Consider the following 19974-nt stretch of genomic DNA (forward strand, 5'->3'; position numbering starts at 1 on the left):
ATATAATAGGAGGAAATAAATATTTAACTCGAGGAGAGCGCATTGTGTCCCGTGACTGCACTGAAGACGATGATCGGCGGGCATTCCTCAAAACCTGCGGAAGATTCGCTGCCGTAACACCCCCCGTCATGACGCTGCTTCTGTCGACCTCCCTGACCTCGACCGCGATCGCACGTTCGGGCGGAAAGACCGGTGTAACCCGAGATGACGACGGGGGCCGGTCATTCTTCGACGACGATCGTCCGTCCGGAGCAGGGTCGAGAGCTTCTGGTAGCGGGTCACCTGGAGGTGGTGGAGGTGGAGCATCAGGCGGTGGCGGTGGTGGTGGGGCACCCGGAGGTGGCGGAGCATCTGGCGGTCGCCGTGGTGCGTCATCAAGTGCCGGAGGGACCTCCGGCGGTGGCGGATCCGGTGGAGGGGGAGCCGCTGGTAAAGGGCCGTTCGCGACCGGTGGGAGTTCCGAAAGCCCGATCGCAGCTGGCGGCGTCGATTGTGCAGATGAAGATGACGAGGCGCGGAGACGCAATCCCGATTGCGAGCGACCCGCCACTCGAGTTTCGACTGCAACGGGACCTGAGCATTAGTGCATGCAGCTTGGTCTATCGAGCAGGAGACCTGCCATGCCTATCCGCGCTCAAGCGGACGACCCTGCTGCCGTTCTTCGCCAGCGTCTCGAAGCGCTTGCCTCCGAACTCGCAGAACTTGAGAGTCTCAGAGGCCGGGTAGATCGGGCAGAGCGCCGTCAGCGCAACCTGCGCAACCGGGCTGACCTGGGAAAGCGAGCGAGCTCAGAAGGCAAGCAGGCGGTCGTTGCAACCTGGCAGATTTAAATTTCATCCCTGCGCCGCCTGATCGCAATCCGTCGAATTCTTGCAACGAGTGTCCGAAAGCGAACGGATGGTTCGACCTTAATCGATCATAGTTGGCCTCGGTGGGGGAGCGGTTCATCCGCAGCCGCATCCCCACCACGCCGAGAACAGGGCACTGGTCTTCCGGCGCAGCACGTGCCGGGAGCCGTTGGGGGTCTTCAATCCATCACCTAGTTTCGCTTGAAAGGATGAATGCTCGTGAATGATGCCAATGTGAAAGTCGAAGCGCATGCCGATCCGGTGACTGAGAACGCGAACGGAGCCAAGCTAAGGTTCGAGTTGCCGCTTTTAAATTTTCAGGAACTCTTCCGCGGCTTTGCCGAGCAGGGCGCCGCGCAGGCCAGGAAAAATATTGAGAGCATGAAATCCACTTCCGAGGAGATCAGCGACGTTCTCCGTGAAGCCTGTTCTATGAACGTCAAGGGAACCATCGACTACGGCGCCAGGGTGATCGAGATCTCCAAAAACAATACCAGTGCCACCCTGGAATTTTTTTCCCGGCTCGCTGAGACCAGATCGCTGCTGGATATCGTACATCTTTCGACCGCCCAAAGCCGCGAGGCTTTCGAAGCCGCTTCCGTACAGAACCGGGAGCTTTGGGCGCTCGCGCAGAAAGTCGCGATCGATACGACCGAGCCCATCAAGACTGGCTTCAACCGGGTATTGCAAAGGACCGTCGCATAAGACCGTCTGAATCGAGGCTACAGGCCGCGCGGATCGGCTGGACAAGCCTCTCCCCGACAAGGAGAGGCGCGATCCAGCCGATGGCGGGCGAGCGTGCTCAGAGCCGGCAATAGATTGCAGGAAATCAAGATGGGTATCGTAATGATTAAGTGCCCGGAAACGGGGAGCGCCATTTCGACGGGGATCGAGACCGATCGCGAAAGATTCCGTTGCAGCGCAGTATTCTTCTCGCGCACCTATTGCCGGATCTGCGCGGCCACACACGAGTGGTTCGCGAGGGAGGCCTGGGTCTATGAGCCTGCCTTGGATAGTCGGTTACCGGTCGGCTGGCAGGCTCGCGCCGGTGTGGCGTGAAGAACCTCGGCTGCGCCCTGCGAAACGATCCGATCGATCCTGCGGCTCATCACCTTGTAGCACTCGCAAGCCACGGCTTCGAGCCGCGGCCGATCAATCTCGAGCTGACCGCGCCGGTTCGATTTCAACGCTCTTGACGCGCGCAACGCGCTCACGACGTGCGTGACGGTGGTGCGGCGGACCCCCAGTAACTCCGACATGGTCTCTTGCGTCAAAGGGAGGAGATTGCCGCCATCCGCTCGGTCGTGAATGTGAAGCAGCCAGCGCGCCATCCGGGCCTCGACGGAGTGGAGGGCATTGCAAGCCGCGACGTGCTGGAATTGCGTCAACAGCGATCTCGCGAAAATCTGCACCATGGATGTGATCGCAGGGCTGCGACGCAGAGCCGGCATAAATTGCGCCGCCGGAATCTGCAGCACTGACCCTGGGACGCGGACGACCGCCGTCACGGGTGAGCGGGATGCGCCAAGCGCCGACGTCAGACCGACGGCACCCTCATGACCGATCACCCCCGTGGCGGCCGTCTGCCCGTTCGGCAAGTCCACGATAAAGGCGATCGCGCCGCCGCAGGGGAAGTGAAGGTGTTCGATCCGGTCGCCTGATCGGACCAGTACGGCGTCGCGCTCGAGCGCGACTTTCCGCAAATGAGGTGCAAGCAAAGCAAAATCCGCCGGCGGCAACGCTGCTAACAAACGATTACCAACTCTGGTCGCGTGGTCCATCACGGGATTCACCCCCGACGGATAACCGGCGCTGGGACTCGTGCCGGTCGTGCCGAGCTGCTCTGCAGAGTGACAGCTCAACAGCAAGCCAACCGGCCACCTCAGATATGGTTCCAGTGATGGATGGGCATGCATGCGCTGGCCGGACAGCCGCCCCCTGCGGCCGAGATCCTGTCGCGGCTCCAGTGGCGTCCGGCAGGGCCACCGCGGCATTGATCGCATCAACCTTGTGCTCACCAAGCCTACGCGGGAGCCGAAAGAGGGTTGTGCCAGCGACCACTCTCCGAACAAGTACGTCGGCCGCGATCAGTGACGCGCAAGGTGCGGACTGCAAGCGCGCTCTGAGATTATTCGGGGTCGAACTAATTCCCTCAAGAATGTTGTGACCCGGACCAACATTGGTGCAATGACGAGAGCGCCGAATTGAATCGTATGATCTACTCAGCGCGAGGGAGAGGGAGGTCAACGATCCGCTTCATCAAATCGCGCAGATCGGCGGCTTCCTGTTCGCCCATGGCCTCTTCAAAGGCTGTCTGCGCGCGCCGCCATGCAGCCAGAGCTCGCCCATGCGTCTTGTGACCCTGCCTTGTGATCGTAACGATACGCTCCCGTCGGTCATTCTTGCCGACTGAAATCTCGACGAAGCCGTCACGCACGAGTGGCCTCAGGTTATGCCCCGTGGTCGCACGATCCATGGACATCAGCCTGGCGAGCTGGGCCATGGTCATCGGCCCTGACGTTACGAGATAACCCAACAAACTGTATTGCGTCGATTTGAGCCCGCTTGAGGTTAGCGCGAGGTCATAGTACCGGCAGAGACGTCTGGCTGCGCGGCGGACTTGATTGCAGTTACAGCGCGCCGGGTCATCGACCAGATTGGATGCTTTTGCTGCTGCTCTCGGCATCAATACCCCTCTCAGCGTCCAACATATCACACGGCTCCTATTTGTTGTCGCTAGTTGCAGGACCGCAGCGCGCGAGAGAGCGTTGCGCGCTGACGCTTCCTGCAGGTTGATATGCCCCTATTTTGACGATCGGACTCTCAGCGCGTTCGCTCGGCGCGCCGGGCGCGGCCGGAGGAGGAAGACATGGAATCTCCAGTCTTGATCACGGGTGGCGCAGGAACCGTTGGTCATTTACGACGTCGTCTTGCGATAGGTCGATGTGTACACGGCTAGAAACCAGGGCTACCCGCCATGAAGCGCATCGTGTGGTCACTGGCCCTCATCATGCAGGCGACGTCTGCGCCGGCGCGTGACGATGGCCGCTACGCCAATTCACCGCTGAAGTGAATGGTTCGAGAGCCTGTCCAGCGATTTCGGATCATGTTGCTCGGACGCTGATGGATATTTTGTCGCCGATATCGATTGGGAATCCGACCACGGCCACTACCGTGTGCGCATCGATGGCGAATGGGTGATGGTGCCGGACGGCGCCGTGGTCACACGGCCAAACAAGACTGGGCGGACCATGGTCTGGAAATACTATATCGACGGTCATCCGCGGGTCCGCTGCTTCATGCGGGGCACGATGATCTGACATGGGAGAGCTGGCTTCAGCAGGAGCGTGATTGTTCGCTCTCCCATGACTGCGCCCCGCGATACCTGGCGTTGTCAGACGCGAGGGGCCCGATAGAGTCGCGCGGCAAGATCGCAAGCGCGCCCAAATAAGTACAATAATAGAACTGACGATCAAGGCGACGGGGCGCTCGGCTTCCCCGCGCGGCATTCCGATTGAAGGCGCTTCGCTTACAGGGAGTAGCTAGTCTATTTTGCGCGGAGATTGGCACATCTCACCGAACGCAGCATGCGCGCTCCGCCCCAAAGCGATGATCATCAAAACCGCTTGACGAGTTCAAAAAAAGAACTGTAGATTTTGCGGCAAGACGGCCCGAGCTGAACGGCCGCAGGGCCCGCCGCGCTGGCCAACCACGCTTGGACGGCGCGGCGCGCAATTCGCTTGCCAGTGCCGGCGGGCGGTCGGGTGATGCCGCAAAACACAATGACGTGCCCGGATGGGTGCGCATCAGGGAGGACGGGTCATGTTGGCGCAATGGAAGAGTCTTGCGGCTCTGGCTTTGCTTTTGAGCAGCCCAGCGTTCGCAGCCGATGAGCCGGGAGTTACCGCGACCGAGATCAAGATTGGCGGGGTGTTTCCGTTCAGCGGACCTGCGTCATCGATCGGTCTCGTGGGCAAGGGCCTCATCGCCTACATTCAATCGGTGAATGACCGAGGCGGCATCAATGGCCGCAAGATCAACTACATCGCCTATGATGACGCCTACAGTCCTCCGAAAGCGGTGGAGCACGTCCGCAAGCTCGTCGAGAGCGATGAAGTGGCGTTCATGTTCGGCCAGCTCGGCACGCCCGGCCTTTCAGCCACAGCAAAATACCTGAGGGCGAAAGCGGTGCCCAGCATCGCAATCATCAGCGGCTCGTCCAAGTTCACCGACGTCGCCAATCATCCGCTGACCACGACAGGCCTTGTCAGCTACGACACCGAAGGAAAAATCTACGCCAAATATCTGACCAGGACACTGCCGAACGCCAAATACGCGATCCTCTATCAGAACGACGATCTCGGCAAAGATTACGTCAATGCCTTCAAGAGCTTTCTCGGCAAGGACTACGACCGAAAGGTCGTCAGCGCGTCCTATGAGGTCACGGAGCCAACCGTCGATTCGCAGATCACAACCCTGAAAAGCTCCGGTGCCGACGCCCTGATGATCGCGGGAACGCCGAAATTCGCAGCGCAGGCGATCCGGCAAGCTTCTGTGATCGGCTGGAAAGCGACCGTGATCATCAACTTTCCGTCCGGTTCGGTCGGAGGCACGCTCGCGCCGGCTGGCCTCGACAAATCAGTCGGTGTGATCGTCGGGACGATCAACAAGGACGTCGTGGATCCGACATGGAAAGACGATCCCGCCATGCGGGCCTATCGGGTGTTTCTCGACAAGTACTTGTCCGGCGTCGATATCACCAACGGCAGCTACCTGACCGGCTATCAGCAAGGCATCCTGCTCGAGCAGATCCTGAAGCAATGCGGCAATGACCTGTCCCGCAAGAACATTCTGGCGCAGGCCAAGAACCTCAGGGATTTCGTCGTCCCGACCGCGCTGCCCGGAATCAAGGTGAACACCAGCGAATCCGAGAACATGATCTGGACGCAGATGCGTTTGCAGCGATGGACCGGATCGACCTGGGAAGGGTTCGGCGAGGTGTTGGACGCCAGGTCCGAATGATTTCGCCCCAGCCAGAGTGACGGACGCGACATCAGTTGCGTCCGAGCTTGCTCTGCGCCGGCAGGCCGCTGGGCAAGAGACTGCATCGCCTGCGGTCGCCCTTTCAGCAATTCGGGAGATCATTTCGATGTCGACGACGGCACTGACGTTTGCACCACGCGAGGTTTCCATCGAGCGTCGAACCGACGGCACGCTTATCTTGAGCTCGCCACTTGAATGGACGCCGTGCGACTGGCGCATCACCGATTGTCTGCCGCGCTGGGCCAATGCCGTTCCGGATCGGGTTTTCCTTGCGCAACGCAATGCGAAGGGAGGGTGGGACGAGATCACCTATGGTGAGGCATGGTCGCAGGTTCAGGCGGTCGGCCAAAGCTTGATCGATATGGGCGCTAAGCCTGCCGACAAGCTTGCGGTCCTTTCCGGAAACTCCATCGAGAACGCCGTAATCTCGTTTGCGGCGATGTCGATCGGGGTCGTTCTGGCGCCGATATCGCCAAACTACACGCTGATGCCGGGGGGCCTCGCACGTCTCAAGGACATCGCGGAAGTGCTGCGCCCGAGCTTCGTGTTCGTTCAAAGCGGACGCGACTTTTCCGCCGGCCGCGTCATTCCCGAATTGGCGGCCGCGACCTGGATCAGCGTCGATGGCGCGCCGGATACGGTGCCTTTTCAGGCTCTGGCGGCTCGAACCGGGAGCGAGGGATTCGAGCGCGCATCACGTGAGGTGCCTTGCGACGCCGTCGCAAAGATTCTCTTCACGTCCGGTTCGACCGGCTTCCCCAAAGGGGTGCTCAACACCCATCGCATGATGGCAAGCTCCCTGCAAATGGGCAGCCTGCTCGTGTCACCTCCGGCCGTGCCGGTGCAGGTCGAATGGCTGCCCTGGCACCATACGATGGGTAGCAATGTCATCCTTCATGGCATCCTGAAGAATGGCGGGACGCTCTATATCGATGATGGCCGGCCGCTGCCGGAGCTCTTTCACAAGACGGTCGCCAATCTCAGGGAGATTTCACCAACCGCCATGTTCAACGTGCCTGCCGGCTATAACCTCTTATGTGATGCGATCGACAACGACCTCGACCTTGGCGCCACCGTGTTCAAGCGGATGGACCGATTGAGTTATGCCGGCGCCGCAATTTCACAGGGCACTCTGGAAAAACTCTATCGATTGACATTCGCGGCCACCGGCCGACGAATTCCTGTCATGTCGGGCTATGGCACGACCGAAACGGCGCCGACAATCAGCTCGACGCATTGGGCAACGGATCAGCCCGGGGAGATCGGTCTTCCCGCGCCGGGGCTGCAGCTCAAGCTCATCCCGGTCTCCGATACCTACGAGGCCAGGGTCAAGGGCCCTAACGTCACGCCCGGCTATCTCGAAAGGCCGGATTTGACGGAAAGGGCCTTCGATGAGGAAGGATTCTACCGCATCGGCGACACTGTCTCGTTTCTGGATCCAGGGAAGCCGGAGCTTGGGCTGCGCTTTACGGGAAGAATTTCCGAGAACTTCAAGCTTGCGAATGGCACCTGGGTCTCGATCGGAGGCATGCGCGCGGCAATCCTGGCCGCGACGCGCGGCGTCTTGCTCGACATCGTCGTTGCGGGCGAAAATCGCGAGGCGTGCGCGCTGCTCTGCTGGTTGAACCCGACCGAGGCAGCGCGAGTTTCAAAGAGTCCAGCCGCAGATCTGACCTGCGATCCCTTTGTGATTCAATTTCTTAGAGATCGTTTTCAGGAATATAACGAGACCGTCGGAAGCAGCGAAAGAGTTTGTTCCTTCTCTCTGCTGAAGGATCCGCCATCAATGGCTGCCGGAGAGATCACGGACAAGGCCTACGTCAACCAACGCGCAGTGCTGAAAGTTCGCTCCGAACAGGTTGAGCGTCTCTACACCAACGAACCGGGCCGCGATGTGGTCCGAGTGTAAGGGCGAGTTGAGCGACATCGCGTGTCGGCCTGACGGCGCCCGCATGCGCTTCCTCGTGTTGCTATCCGATCCGCGGTCCCTCGAGCAGCATTCCCTGGGCAGCCATCTCAAGCGGCGCGTGAGCGCGTCTTTGTCTTCCGGATCTCCGGCGCCGCCGTCGCCGGGGTGCCGCGGGCACCTGGTCCAGGGTGAGTATGAACCTCCTTGGCTGACAGCGGCTCGCCGCATTCAGAGCACACCATGACCGGATCGAAGTCCTTTCCGCACTTGCGGTGCTGGTGCAGCAACGGTCGGCCGCGCTCGTCGACCATGTGGGTATCGCCCCAATGCACGATCGCCATCATGATCGGATAGAGGTCGAGCCCCTTCTGGGTCAGGATATATTCGTGGCGCTTCGGGGATTCCTGGTAGGGAATACGGCGCAGGATGCCCTGCCGAACCAGCTTTTTCAGCCGTTCGGCGAGCAAGTGTCGTGTGATTCCGAGCGCCGACTGAAATCCCTCGAAGCGGCGCGTGCGCAGGAAGCATTCACGCAGGATCAGAAGAGTCCAGCGATCGCCGATCACGCCGATGGTTCGGGCCATCGAACATGGCTCTTCCTCGAGTTCTTTCCACTTCATTCACCCACTCCAATCGTCCAGCATAGGCTGTCTCCAATCGTCACGGAGGCCGGCACGAATTCTTGCATTCTAGATAGGTACTTGATTCCAAACAATACCCCTCCTGGTAGGCCGAATCAGCGGATTGTAGGTGCATTTGACAGTTCTATTTTAGAACTGTATGGTTGCCGAAAGTCGCGCTGGCGATCGGAGCGCCAGTGACCGCCATTCGCTCTCCCGGAGAAGCCGAGATGACCCTGAAGGTTGAATTCCAGTTCGATTTCGGTAGCCCGAACGCTTACCTGGCGGAAGTGGCCATCCCCGGCATTGAGCAGCGGACCGGCGTGAAATTCGCGTACATCCCGGTTCTGCTTGGCGGCATCTACAAGGCGACCGGCAACATGTCGCCGTTCGATTCGCTTCGCGGCATCAAGAACAAGCCGGAATATCAGGCGCTGGAGACCCAGCGGTTTATCCGACGTCACAACATCACGAAATTTCGCCAAAATCCCTTCTTTCCGGTCAACACGCTGATGCTGATGCGCGGTGCTGTCGCCGCCCAGTTCGAGGGCATGTTCGAGCCCTATTTCCGCGCCGCCTATCATCATATGTGGGAAGAGCCGAAGAAAATGGACGACCTCGAAATCTTCCGTCGCGCGTTTGTCTCCTCGGGTATCGATGTCGATCGGCTGTTGGCGCGTGCGCAGCAGGATGACGTCAAGAAGAGGCTGATTGATCTGACCAACGACGCCGTCAACCGGGGAGCATTCGGCTCTCCGACCTTTTTCGTCGGAAAGGAAATGTTCTTCGGCAAGGATCAGATCCGTGACGTCGAGGAATCGATCGTCGAGCAGACCAGGCAACCTGTTCCCAAGACGGCCTGACGACGCCGACTGTCCGGGCTGAGTGGCGAAGCCGCTCTCGGACCCAAAGCAAACGTAAATTCAGGGAGAATGCCCATGCCCGGCCCACTTCATGGCGTTCGAGTGCTCGATTTGACCGGCGTGGTGTCGGGCCCGTTCGCGACCATGTTTCTGGCGGATCAGGGCGCCGACGTGCTGAAGATCGAGCCGATCGGCGGCGACATTACCCGCCGCAGCCGCGCCACTATCGACAAGGAGGGCGAGTTCTCCGCGCTATTCATCTCTTCAAACCGCGGCAAGCGCTCGCTGTCGATCGACGTCAAAAGTGTGTTGGGGCGCGAGGTGCTCACCCGGCTGGTCGCGCAGGCCGATGTCCTGGTGCAGAATTTTCGGCCAGGCACCATGGAACGTCTCGGCCTCGGCGTCGACGAATTGCGCCAGCGCCATCCGCGCCTGATCTACGTCTCCATCAGCGGGGTCGGCGAAACCGGCCCGTATGTAAAGAAGCGCGTCTATGATCCGATCGTTCAGGGATTGTCCGGCTTCGCCGATATCCAGTCGCAGCCGGTCACGAACCGTCCGCAGATGATCCGCACCATCGTATGTGACAAGACCACCGCGGTGTTCACCGCTCAGGCGGTGGCGGCGGCGCTTTATGCGCGTGAGAAGACGGGGCAGGGCGACCACATCCAGGTGGCAATGCTGGATGCGATGATCTCCTACCTCTGGCCTGAAGGCATGATGCAGTACACGGTGGTCGGCGCCGAGGCCGCCACTGTCGATCCGAATGATCGGCCGGACCTGGTGTTCAAGACCAGCGACGGCTACATCACCGCCGGCACCATCTCCGACTCCGAATGGCAGGGCTTTTGCCGCGCCTCCGGCGATCCCGAGCTTGTCAAGGATCCTCGGTTCGCGACCCCGGCGGCGCGCTCGGTCAATGCCACAGCGCGGATCAACAAGATGGCGGAATACATCAGCCAGCATACGACAGCCGAGTGGCTGGAGCGTCTCGACGCCGCGGACGTGCCCTGCGCGCCAATCCTGCGCCGGAGTGAGATCATTCACAATGAACAGGTGGTGGCGCGCGGCATCATCGCCGAACTCGATCAGCCGAAGGTCGGCCGTGTCCGGCAGCCGAAGCCGGCAGCCCGCTTCGAGATCAACCAGGCCGCGATCGGCGGGCCGGCCCCCCGGGTCGGCGAGCATTCGCGCGAGGTGCTGCGCGATCTCGGATACGACGACGGCGCCATCGACAAGATGATCGCCGAGCGCGCCCTGCGCGTGGCCGTGTAAGGCAGAAGCGTTAGCGCTGCCAGCGATCGCTTAGAGCTTTGCCGGCACCGCCGCGATGGGGGCTGCCGCAACGTTCGCTGCGACCGCTCGCTGATAGGCCTCCCGTCGCTGGATACGTTCGAGGTAGGGCATCGCATTCTCGCAAATGCCGACGCCGTAAGCGATGGCCCAGTCGAGGCACGTCGTGAGCAGGATATCTGCGCTGCTGAAGCGTCCGCCCATGAGAAACGGCCGGCCGTCAGCCAAGGCGACTTCAACGTGGCGCAACTGGCTGCGAAAGTACTCCGCGGCTTGAGCGACGACTTCAGGTGCGACGCCATAGATGTGTCCCAGCGCATCCGCCCGGTGGCGGCGCATCACGTAAAGGCTGGTGGAATCGAGCTCGGCCACGACAAAGAAGCACCATTCGAGCCACGCGGCATGGTCGCGGGTGGCCTCCGGAATCAGCGAGCGTTCCGGCGTGGAATACATGCGCGACAAATAGGCAACGATCGCGGCGCTCTCGCCGATGCAGAAGTCGCCGTCCTGCAACAGCGGGATCTTCTGGCGGGGATTGAGCCTGGTGTATTCAGCGGTTTTGGTTTCGCCCGTCCGTGGTCCGATCGGCTTGACCTTATAGGATAGGCCAAGTTCGTGCATTGCCCAGTGTGCACGAATGGTGCGGCTTGTGCCGGCGCCCCACAGCGTGAGGTCGGGTGTCGCGTTCATCACCACTTCTCCATCGACGGACGAAGATCGAGTTCATGGGTCCAGCCGTCGCGGCTCTGCTGATGCGTGAACCAATAGGCTTCTGCGATAGAGGAGGTCTTCGTCAGGCTGTCCGGCGGGATCGCGCTTGCCTCGATCCCCTTTGCCGCTTTCATGCGCTGGTGGATGGCTTCGCTATCGACGCCGGCATCGATGATGAGATGGACGACATGGATATTCTTCGGCCCAAGCTCGCGCGCCATGGCCTGGGCCACCGCGCGCAGGCCGAATTTTGCCGATGAAAACGCGGCAAAGCCCTGGCCGCCGCGAAGGCTGGCGGTCGCCCCGGTAAAGAAAATGGTGCCGCGACCGCGCGGCAGCATGACGCGCGCGGCTTCGCGGCCCACGAGGAATCCGGCGTAGCAGGCCAGCTCCCAGGCCTTGAAGAAGAGCTTCTCCGTGGTGTCCACGAGCGGCTTGTTGACGTTCGATCCGGCATTGAAAAGGCAGACCTCGATCGGTCCGATATCGCGTTCAACGTCGGAAAAGAGCTTCTGCACCTCGGCCTCTTGCCGCGCATCGACACTGAAGGCGTGGATACGACAGCCGGCAGCCGTCAGCTCGTCCACGAGCCCCTGGGATTTGGTTGCGTCGCGCCGGCAGATGCAAACCGTGTATCCGCCTTTGGCAAAGCGCCGGGCGACGGCGGCCCCGATCGCATCGCCCGCGCCCACCAGGATTGCCACGCCCGGACCTTCCACCATGATCACTTCTCTCTATAAGTTCTTATTTGATACTTATAGCTAGCCGTTCGCCGCAGCGTTGTAAACGACGTTCTGCAAGGCCGTGCAAAGCGACAGCTACTCTGCCACTCTGCCGATAAGTTGCCAGACGGCGATTTAGCGATTGACTAGTTCTAAAAAAGAACGTTAACTCCAATTCGAATAGGCCTCGGCCAAGCCGGGCTCGTCGTTTCGGGAGGTTGGCAGTGGCGGGATTTTTCAGGCACGGCCGATATCGCGGGCGACCGGGTGATCACGGTGCGCAAACAGCGCAGTGGGCTGGACGCTCCGGCACGGCAGAACAGCTTCAACAGGTCTAATTTAACCGGGAGACGACCCTTGCAAAAGAGGAACGCAACCGTGGCCGTGATCGGTGCCGGCGACTATATCGGCGGCGAGATCGCAAAGAAGTTTGCCTCGGAGGGCTTCACGGTGTTTGCCGGGCGCCGGAACGGCGCCAAGCTCGAGCCGCTCGTCAAGGAGATCGAGGCGGCCGGCGGCGAGATTCACGCGCGTTCGCTCGATGCGCGCAAGGAGGAGGAGATCATCTCCTTCCTGGGAGACGCCGACAAGCACGCGCCGCTCGAGGTCTGCATTTTCAACATCGGTGCCAACGTCAATTTCCCGATTCTGGAAACGACCGAGCGCGTCTTCCGCAAGGTCTGGGAGATGGCCTGCTATTCCGGCTTTCTCGCTGGCCGCGAAGCGGCGCGGCTGATGCTGCCTCGCGGCAAAGGCAACATCTTCTTCACCGGTGCAACTGCGAGCCTGCGCGGCGGAATTGGCTATGCAGCCTTCGCCAGTGCCAAGTTCGGTCTGCGGGCCGTTGCCCAGGCCGCGGCGCGCGAGCTGGGGCCGAAGAACATTCACGTGGCGCATCTCATCATCGACTCTGGGGTCGACACCGAATGGGTGCGCCAACGACGGATCGAGGCGCTCGGTCCGAACGCCCTCGATAATCCTGATCTGTTGATGCCGCCGTCGTCCGTCGCGGAATCCTATTGGCTGCTGTATCAGCAGCCGCGCAGCGCCTGGACCTTCGAGCTCGAGATCCGCCCCTTCGGTGAGAAGTGGTAGCGGAGACTGTTGCGATGGAGCTCAATTTTTCCAGCGAGGATGCTGCCTTTCGTGATGAGGTTCGTACATTCATTGCGGAAAACTATCCGCAGGAAATGCGCGTTCCAAATCCCGAGACCGATTTGACCAAGGAGCAATCGCTGCTCTGGCATCGAATTCTCTACAAGAAGGGCTGGATCGCGCCGCTCTGGCCCAAGGAGTACGGCGGTCCGGGCTGGTCGATCACGCAACGCTTCATTTTTGAGCAGGAAACCTCTCGGGCCGGAACGCTGCCGCCGCTCGCGTTCAGCGTGACCATGGTCGGGCCGGTGATCTACACGTTCGGCAACGAGGCGCAGAAGAAGAAGTTTCTGCCGCGGATCCTATCCGGCGAAGATTGGTGGTGCCAAGGCTATTCGGAGCCGGGCTCCGGCTCGGACCTCGCGACCGTCAGAACGAAGGCGGTGCGCGAGGGTGACCACTACATCGTCAACGGGCACAAGACCTGGACCACGCTGGCGCAGCACGCCGACTGGATTTTCTGCCTGGTGCGGACGGATCCGAGCGCGAAGCCGCAATCCGGCATCTCCTTCCTGCTGATCGACATGAGGTCGCCCGGCGTCACCGTGCGGCCGATCATCACGATCGACGGCAGCCATGAAGTCAACGACGTCTTCCTCGAGAACGTCCGCGTGCCCGTGGAGAACCTTGTCGGCGAGGAGAACAAGGGCTGGACTTATGCCAAGTTCCTGCTCGGCAACGAGCGGACCAGCATGGCGGGCATCGGCCGGTCGACCCGTTACATCGGGAAGCTGAAGCAGATCGTGAAGGCCGAGATACCGGCGGACGATCCGGCACATCTCGAGTTTCTGCGGGACATTGCCCGCATTGAGCTCGATGTGCTGGCTCTGGAGGCGACCGAACTGCGCGTCGTCGCCCAGATGGCGCGCGGCATCGACCCGGGGCCGGCGGCGTCGCTGTTCAAGATCCGCGGCACCGAGATCTTCCAGAACATCACCGAACTTACTCACCGCGCGATGGGCAATTACGGCCTTGCGATCCGCGAGCATCCGGCCCGCGCCAACCATTTCATGCCGGGCCCCGACTACGGACATACCGCGTCGGAGAAATACCTGAACGCGCGCAAGCTCAGCATCTACGGCGGATCGAACGAGATCCAGCGCAACATCATCGCCAAAGCAGTGCTCGGCCTTTAGGCGCGGCGCATCGGGAGGATCGGATGGACATCCAGTTCACGGAAGAGCAGGACATGCTGCGATCCAGCGTCCAGCGTCTGCTGCGCGATCAATACGATTTCGACACGCGCCGAAAGATCGTGGCGAGCGAGCAGGGCTTCAGCCGGAAGCAGTGGGAGGCCTTCGCGGAGCTCGGCCTGCTCGCTGCGCCGTTCTCCGAGGACGCTGGCGGTCTCGGCGGCGGCGCGCTGTCGACCATGATCATCATGCAGGAGTTCGGCCGGCACCTCGTCGTCGAGCCTTTCGTCGAGACGGTCGTGCTGGCCGGGGGCCTGATCGAGCAGGCGGGCACGTCCGAGCAGAAGCAGAGCTTCATTCCCGGCATCATCGACGGCAGCAAGATCTGGGCGCTGGCCTGGACGGAGAAGGCATCCCGGTTCGATTTCGCTAACGTCGCGACCAGGGCGCGGCGTGAGGGGAGCGACTACGTTCTGAGCGGTCAGAAGACCATGGTGATCGCCGCGCCCTGGGCGGATCATCTGATCGTCTCGGCACGGACCTCTGGCGACGATCGCGACGGCGGCGGCGTCAGCCTGTTCGTGGTCGATCGCCGCGCCGTCGGCGTCGATCTTCGGAGCTTCAAGACGATCGACGGGCGCCGGGCCGCCGAGGTCGACCTGCGTGAGGTCCACGCGCAATTGCTGGGCAGGGAAGGCGAGGGCGTCGCCGCGCTGGAGGCTTGCCGCGAGCGTGCCATCGGCGCCCTCTGCGCGGAGGCCGTCGGCGCCATCGGCGAGCTGAATTCCGCCACACTGGAATATTCCAAGACCCGCAAGCAGTTCGGCGCCACCATTGGCTCCTTCCAGGTGCTGCAACATCGGATGGTCGAAATGTTCATCGCGCATCAGGAGGCGCTCTCCCTGATGCAGCATCTCAACCTCAGCCTCTCGACGGGCGGTGCGGGACTTCCGCGGCTCGCCTCGGGCGCCAAGTCGAAGATTGGTTATGCCGGCAAGTTCGTCGCCGACCAGGCGGTGCAGCTTCATGGCGGCATGGGAATGACCGACGAGCTCAACGTCGGACACTATTTCAAGCGAATCTCCTCCATCAACATCCAGTTCGGAGATCCCGCGTTCCACCTGCTGCGCTACGCGCAGCTGGACGCGGCCGCGTAAAGAGAAGAGGCCAGCATGACGACTGAAGCAGTCATCGTTTCCACCGCGAGGACGGCCGTCGGCAAGGCCTATCGCGGCGCGCTCAACAACTCGGACGGCCCGACCATGGCCGGGCACGTGATGGGCGAAGCCGTGAAGCGCGCAGGCATCGAGCCGGGCGAGGTGGAAGACGTGGTGATGGGCTGCGCGATGCAGCAAGGCACTATGGTGATGAACGTCGCGCGCAAGGGCGCGATCCGCGCTGGCCTGCCGGTCACCGTGGCTGGCACCACCATCGACCGCCAATGTGCCTCCGGCCTGCAGGCCATCGCCGTTGCCGCGCGCTCGGTGATATCGGATGGGGTCGAGGTCGCGATCGGCGGGGGCATCGAGTCGATCAGCCTCGTGCAGAACGACCACATGAACCGGTTTCATGCCGTCGACGATGAATTGATGGCGATGAAGCCTGAAATGTACATGTCGATGCTCGAGACCGCCGAGGTCGTCGCCGAACGCTACAAGATCGGTCGCGACAAGCAGGACGAATACAGTCTCGAATGCCAACGCCGCGTCGGCGCTGCCATGCAGGCCGGCCGCTTCAACGACGAGATCGTGCCATTCACGACCAGAATGGCGCTCGTCAACAAGGACACGAAGGAGGTCACCTACGAGCAGGTGACGCTGGCAAAGGACGAAGGCCCGCGCCCGGAAACGACCGCCGAGGGCCTGGCCAGGATCAAGCCGGTGTTCGAGGGCAAGACGATCAGCGCGGGCAACGCCAGCCAGCTTTCCGACGGTGCTTCGGCCTGTGTGATCATGAGCGATAAGATTGCAGCCAGGAAGGGCCTCAAGCCGCTCGGCATCTTCCGCGGCTTCGTCGCTGTCGGCGTCGAACCCGACGAGATGGGCGTTGGTCCGGTCGCCGCGATCCCGCGGCTGCTCAAGCGCCATGGCCTGAAGATCGACGACATCGATCTCTGGGAGCTGAACGAGGCCTACGCGGTCCAGGTGATCTATTGCCGCGACAAGCTCGGCATTGACCCTGACAAGCTCAACGTCAATGGCGGCTCGATTGCGATCGGCCATCCCTACGGCATGACAGGGGCGCGGCTCACCGGTCACCTCCTGATCGAGGGGCGGCGGCGCAAGGCGAAATACGGTGTGGTGACCATGTGCATCGGTGGTGGCATGGGCGCGGCGGGACTGTTTGAAATCATCCACTGAGCGGAAACGCGGGAGGTCATTCGTGAAGACAGCGATCACTGAACTGTTCGGCATCGAGCATCCGATCATCCAGGGCGGCATGCACTATGTGGGGTTCGCCGAACTCGCCGCCGCGGTATCGAATGCCGGCGGCCTGGGGATCATCACGGGCCTGACGCAACGGACGCCGGAACTGCTGGCCAAGGAGATAGCGCGCTGCCGCGACATGACGGATAAGCCAATCGGGGTGAACCTGACCTTTCTGCCCACCTTCAGCGCGCCGCCCTATCCGGAGTACATCGCAGCGATCAGAGAGGGTGGCGTCAAGATCGTCGAAACAGCCGGGCGCAGCCCCGAACAATACATGCCGGCCCTGAAGGCAGGCGGCATCAAGGTGATCCACAAATGCACCTCCGTCCGTCATTCGCTGAAGGCCGAGCAGATCGGCTGCGATGCAGTCAGCGTCGACGGTTTTGAATGCGGCGGCCATCCGGGCGAGGATGACATGCCAAACATGATCCTGTTGCCGCGTGCGGCCGAGGAACTGAAGATCCCGTTTGTTGCTTCCGGCGGCATGGCAGATGCGCGCAGCCTGGTTGCAGCGCTGGCGATGGGGGCCGCCGGCATGAACATGGGCACCCGCTTCATCGCCACCAAGGAGGCTCCGGTGCATGAGAACGTCAAGAATGCGCTGGTCCAGGCCTCGGAGCTCGATACCCGGCTCGTCATGCGCGCGCTCCGCAACACCGAGCGGGTCCTCAACAACAAGGGCGTCGAAGATTTGCTCGAGATCGAGCGAGAGAAAGGTAAAAGCCTCAAGATCGACGACATCCATGACCAGGTGGCGGGCGTCTATCCGAAGGTGATGATCGACGGCGATATGGACGCGGGCGCTTGGAGCTGCGGCATGGTCGTCGGACTCATCCGCGACATTCCGACCGTGAAGGAACTGGTCGACCGCATCATGGCGGACGCCGAGCGACTGATCAGGGGCAGGCTTACGGGATTCCTGGATGCCGACAGCACCGCTGCCCTGAAGGTCGCATGAAGCGACGGCGAGCGGATTGGCACCTCGTAGGGCTTGCCAAGCGCGAAATGCATCCCTCCAAAGCGGTTGCAAGACCCAGGAGAACGCCGGTCATCTGCTTCATCTGATTGCTAAAGCGCCGGCTGCGACGGCGCGTTCACGTCAGCTGATGGAGCTTCTTCAGCGGATTGAGTTCGCTCGGCTGGCCCTGTTCCTCGCGGCCGCGCTCCGCCTCGGCCTTGCCGTCCTCGTGGAGTTCCTGATCCCCGACGATCTCGCCGACGGCCTGTTTCGCCTTGCCGGCGATCCGCCGCTTAAGACCTTTCACCTTGCCCATGGTAGCCTCCAAGCTCACGCCGCTGCCCCGGCGCCAAACGGGGGAATAAGCGCCGGGGCCTGCGGTTTCGTCCAAAGTGCGTCCGACAGCAGGGGGCAGTTGCCGGAGGCGTGGGTCAGACTCCTTGGCGCGCCGATGGTTCCTCCGATCATCGCCGCGCGAGCTCGATGATCACGCCTTCGTTGCCCCGAAGCAGGATCGATGCGTCCGGCAATGGCTCGCGCGGCCGGTCCAGATGTGTTGACATCAGCAGTCGGCCACGGCCGTGCCAGTGCCATCTCCGCGGCTCGGCGGCGATGTTGAGGGCGACCAGCACTTCGCCTGTATTTGTCACGCGCTTGAAGACGAGGACGTCGTTTTGCGATCGCAGCGGCGCGTGGCTGCCTTCGCGAAGACAGGCATGCTCGCGCCGCAGCGCGATCAGCGCGCGAAACAACGCCAGGATGGAATGTTCGTCCCGTCTCTGCTGCGCCACGTTGGGCGCATCGCCCGGCCCCAGCGGTAGCCATGGGCTGCCTGTGGTGAATCCACCGCTCTCGCTGTCATCCCAGCGCATCGGCGCGCGCTCGGGATCGCGGCAAAGTTCATATCCCGGCACGAGCTTCTCGAAGGGATCGCGTATGCGATCGGCTGGAATGGGGACACGTTTACGGCCGATCTCGTCGCCCATGAAGAAAAACGGCGTTCCCCGCAGAGTCATCAACAGCATCGCGAGCACGCGCATCTGCGCCGCACCGATCTTGCTCGCGATCCGTTGCTTGTCGTGCCCGCCGATCACCCATACCGGCCAAGCGTCCTTGGGAATGGCGTTGAGATAGGCATCGATGGTCGCCTGTAACGACAGCGCGTCCCATTGCGAGTCCAGCAGCGCGAAATTCAGCGGCAGGTGCAGGCGCGGTCGATCGTTGCCGTAGAAGTGCCCGATCCGGTCGGTCTTGCCCTGAACTTCGCCGCACAATAGCCGGTCCGGATAGCCATCGATCACCTCACGGATGAATTCGATGCACGACATCGTCTCCGGACGGTCGTCGGTAAACACGGACGTATGGCGTTGCGGCGGCGGCTTGTCCTTGGCTTGCGGGTTTGGTGGATTGTCGCGCAACAGATCGTCCTTGATCAGCACGGCGCTGGCATCGACGCGAAAGCCGTCGACGCCGCGGTCGAGCCAGAAGTGCATGACGTCGGCGATCGCAGCCCTTACGTCCGGATTGCGCCAGTTCAGGTCAGGCTGCTCGACCAGGAAGGAGTGGTAGTAATATTGCCGCCGCGCGTCACACCACTCCCAGGCGCTGCCGCCGAAACGACTCAGCCAGTTGTTCGGCGGTCCGCCATTCTCGGCCGGATCGGCCCAGATGTACCAATCGGACTTTGCGCTGTGGCGCGAACTGCTGCTCTCGACGAACCAGGCGTGGTCGTCGGCAGTGTGATTGGGGACGAGGTCGAGAATGAGCCGGATCCCTTCCGCGTGCAGGGCGCTGACGAGGCGATCGAATTCGTCGAGCGTGCCGAAGCCCGGGTCGATTGAACAATAATCGGAGATATCATAGCCGAGATCGCGAAAGGGACTGCGGTAGATCGGCGTGAGCCACACCGCATCGATGCCGAGCCATTTCAGATAGTCTAGCCGCGACATCAAGCCGGCGAGGTCGCCTTTGCCGTCGCCATTGGAATCCTGGAACGAGATCGGCGCGATTTCATAGATGACCGCGGATTGCCACCACGCGCGTTCGTCACGGGATTTGGTCATTGCCTCGATTTCACCTCGTTGCAGGTGGCCTCTCGATAAAGCTCTGGAAACGGACAGCGATGGCGCAGCTCGTGAGCTTGATGATGGCGTCGCGCGGGTCCTGGATTTCCGGGTCGGTGACGGTGTCGCACCGGATGTCCGCCTTGCCATGCCAAACCAGCGCCTTGATCTCGGTCCTCCGCCATCAATCATGTGGCATCTAAGTTCAGGCATGAACGATGGTTGCT

At 61.6% G+C, this 19974-nt stretch carries 17 protein-coding genes and 2 pseudogenes; 12 read left to right on the forward strand and 7 right to left on the reverse strand.

Annotated features, from left to right (window positions below):
• Nucleotides 1–41: 41 nt before the first annotated feature.
• Together ACNJX8_RS12835 and ACNJX8_RS12840 are read left to right on the forward strand one after the other, a co-directional pair.
• A pseudogene (locus ACNJX8_RS12835) lies at nucleotides 42–365 on the forward strand (hypothetical protein); the annotation flags it as partial.
• Between the two features lie 696 nt (nucleotides 366–1061).
• Nucleotides 1062–1553, forward strand: a complete 492-nt coding sequence (locus tag ACNJX8_RS12840; protein WP_439360890.1) for a phasin family protein — start codon at nucleotides 1062–1064, stop codon at nucleotides 1551–1553.
• 290 nt (nucleotides 1554–1843) lie between these two features.
• On the opposite strand, the gene ACNJX8_RS12845 is transcribed toward ACNJX8_RS12840, so the two are convergent.
• Nucleotides 1844–2629, reverse strand: coding sequence for a Crp/Fnr family transcriptional regulator (locus tag ACNJX8_RS12845; protein ID WP_439360891.1), 786 nt, complete (start codon nucleotides 2627–2629; stop codon nucleotides 1844–1846).
• Between the two features lie 437 nt (nucleotides 2630–3066).
• The gene (locus ACNJX8_RS12850; protein WP_439360892.1) at nucleotides 3067–3534 is read right to left on the reverse strand and encodes a MarR family winged helix-turn-helix transcriptional regulator; all 468 of its coding nucleotides are present in this window, start codon (nucleotides 3532–3534) and stop codon (nucleotides 3067–3069) included.
• A 291-nt stretch (nucleotides 3535–3825) separates the two neighbouring features.
• On the opposite strand from ACNJX8_RS12850, the pseudogene ACNJX8_RS12855 reads away from it, so the two are divergent.
• The 3 genes and pseudogenes from ACNJX8_RS12855 to ACNJX8_RS12865 all read left to right on the forward strand — a co-directional run bounded on the left by ACNJX8_RS12855 (nucleotide 3826) and on the right by ACNJX8_RS12865 (nucleotide 7800).
• A pseudogene (locus tag ACNJX8_RS12855) lies at nucleotides 3826–4168 on the forward strand (hypothetical protein).
• Between the two features lie 502 nt (nucleotides 4169–4670).
• Nucleotides 4671–5870, forward strand: coding sequence for an ABC transporter substrate-binding protein (locus tag ACNJX8_RS12860; protein WP_439360893.1), 1200 nt, complete (start codon nucleotides 4671–4673; stop codon nucleotides 5868–5870).
• Between the two features lie 127 nt (nucleotides 5871–5997).
• Nucleotides 5998–7800, forward strand: a complete 1803-nt coding sequence (locus ACNJX8_RS12865; protein WP_439360894.1) for an AMP-binding protein — start codon at nucleotides 5998–6000, stop codon at nucleotides 7798–7800.
• A 107-nt stretch (nucleotides 7801–7907) separates the two neighbouring features.
• Here ACNJX8_RS12865 and ACNJX8_RS12870 read toward each other — a convergent pair whose 3' ends face one another.
• Complete coding sequence (locus ACNJX8_RS12870; RefSeq protein WP_128939348.1) at nucleotides 7908–8420, reverse strand: winged helix-turn-helix transcriptional regulator; 513 nt, start codon at nucleotides 8418–8420, stop codon at nucleotides 7908–7910.
• Between the two features lie 230 nt (nucleotides 8421–8650).
• On the opposite strand from ACNJX8_RS12870, the gene ACNJX8_RS12875 reads away from it, so the two are divergent.
• Entirely contained in the window at nucleotides 8651–9283 is a 633-nt protein-coding gene (locus ACNJX8_RS12875; protein WP_249756945.1) for a 2-hydroxychromene-2-carboxylate isomerase, read from the forward strand.
• A 75-nt stretch (nucleotides 9284–9358) separates the two neighbouring features.
• Nucleotides 9359–10558 (forward strand): CaiB/BaiF CoA transferase family protein, encoded by a 1200-nt coding sequence (locus tag ACNJX8_RS12880; RefSeq protein ID WP_439360895.1) that lies wholly within the window; start codon nucleotides 9359–9361, stop codon nucleotides 10556–10558.
• Nucleotides 10559–10588: 30 nt separating this feature from the next.
• On the opposite strand, the gene ACNJX8_RS12885 is transcribed toward ACNJX8_RS12880, so the two are convergent.
• Together ACNJX8_RS12885 and ACNJX8_RS12890 are read right to left on the reverse strand one after the other, a co-directional pair.
• The gene (locus tag ACNJX8_RS12885; RefSeq protein WP_439361903.1) at nucleotides 10589–11266 is read right to left on the reverse strand and encodes a glutathione S-transferase family protein; all 678 of its coding nucleotides are present in this window, start codon (nucleotides 11264–11266) and stop codon (nucleotides 10589–10591) included.
• Entirely contained in the window at nucleotides 11266–12009 is a 744-nt protein-coding gene (locus ACNJX8_RS12890; protein ID WP_439360896.1) for an SDR family NAD(P)-dependent oxidoreductase, read from the reverse strand. The genes ACNJX8_RS12885 and ACNJX8_RS12890 overlap by 1 nt, the downstream gene beginning before the upstream one ends.
• 357 nt (nucleotides 12010–12366) lie before the next feature.
• Here ACNJX8_RS12890 and ACNJX8_RS12895 point away from each other — a divergent pair, with 357 nt between their 5' ends.
• The 5 genes from ACNJX8_RS12895 to ACNJX8_RS12915 are packed head-to-tail and all read left to right on the forward strand — an operon-like array spanning nucleotide 12367 to nucleotide 17684.
• Nucleotides 12367–13104 carry an SDR family oxidoreductase gene (locus tag ACNJX8_RS12895; protein ID WP_128932397.1) on the forward strand — a complete coding sequence of 246 codons (738 nt, stop codon included), beginning with the start codon at nucleotides 12367–12369 and terminating at the stop codon, nucleotides 13102–13104.
• A 14-nt stretch (nucleotides 13105–13118) separates the two neighbouring features.
• Entirely contained in the window at nucleotides 13119–14300 is a 1182-nt protein-coding gene (locus ACNJX8_RS12900) for an acyl-CoA dehydrogenase family protein (protein ID WP_439360897.1), read from the forward strand.
• A gap of 23 nt (nucleotides 14301–14323) precedes the next feature.
• A complete protein-coding gene (locus tag ACNJX8_RS12905; protein ID WP_439360898.1) occupies nucleotides 14324–15454 on the forward strand; it encodes an acyl-CoA dehydrogenase family protein in 1131 nt (376 codons plus the stop codon).
• Between the two features lie 15 nt (nucleotides 15455–15469).
• A complete protein-coding gene (locus ACNJX8_RS12910) occupies nucleotides 15470–16657 on the forward strand; it encodes an acetyl-CoA C-acyltransferase (RefSeq protein WP_439360899.1) in 1188 nt (395 codons plus the stop codon).
• A gap of 22 nt (nucleotides 16658–16679) precedes the next feature.
• Nucleotides 16680–17684 (forward strand): NAD(P)H-dependent flavin oxidoreductase, encoded by a 1005-nt coding sequence (locus ACNJX8_RS12915; protein WP_128932400.1) that lies wholly within the window; start codon nucleotides 16680–16682, stop codon nucleotides 17682–17684.
• Nucleotides 17685–17820: 136 nt separating this feature from the next.
• Here ACNJX8_RS12915 and ACNJX8_RS12920 read toward each other — a convergent pair whose 3' ends face one another.
• Nucleotides 17821–18000 carry a CsbD family protein gene (locus ACNJX8_RS12920; RefSeq protein WP_128932401.1) on the reverse strand — a complete coding sequence of 60 codons (180 nt, stop codon included), beginning with the start codon at nucleotides 17998–18000 and terminating at the stop codon, nucleotides 17821–17823.
• 148 nt (nucleotides 18001–18148) lie between these two features.
• A complete protein-coding gene (locus ACNJX8_RS12925; protein WP_439360900.1) occupies nucleotides 18149–19747 on the reverse strand; it encodes an alpha-amylase family glycosyl hydrolase in 1599 nt (532 codons plus the stop codon).
• Nucleotides 19748–19974 lie beyond the last annotated feature (227 nt).

The sequence above is a fragment of the Bradyrhizobium sp. SPXBL-04 genome (genome assembly GCF_051853035.1).
GTDB lineage: Bacteria > Pseudomonadota > Alphaproteobacteria > Rhizobiales > Xanthobacteraceae > Bradyrhizobium > Bradyrhizobium zhanjiangense.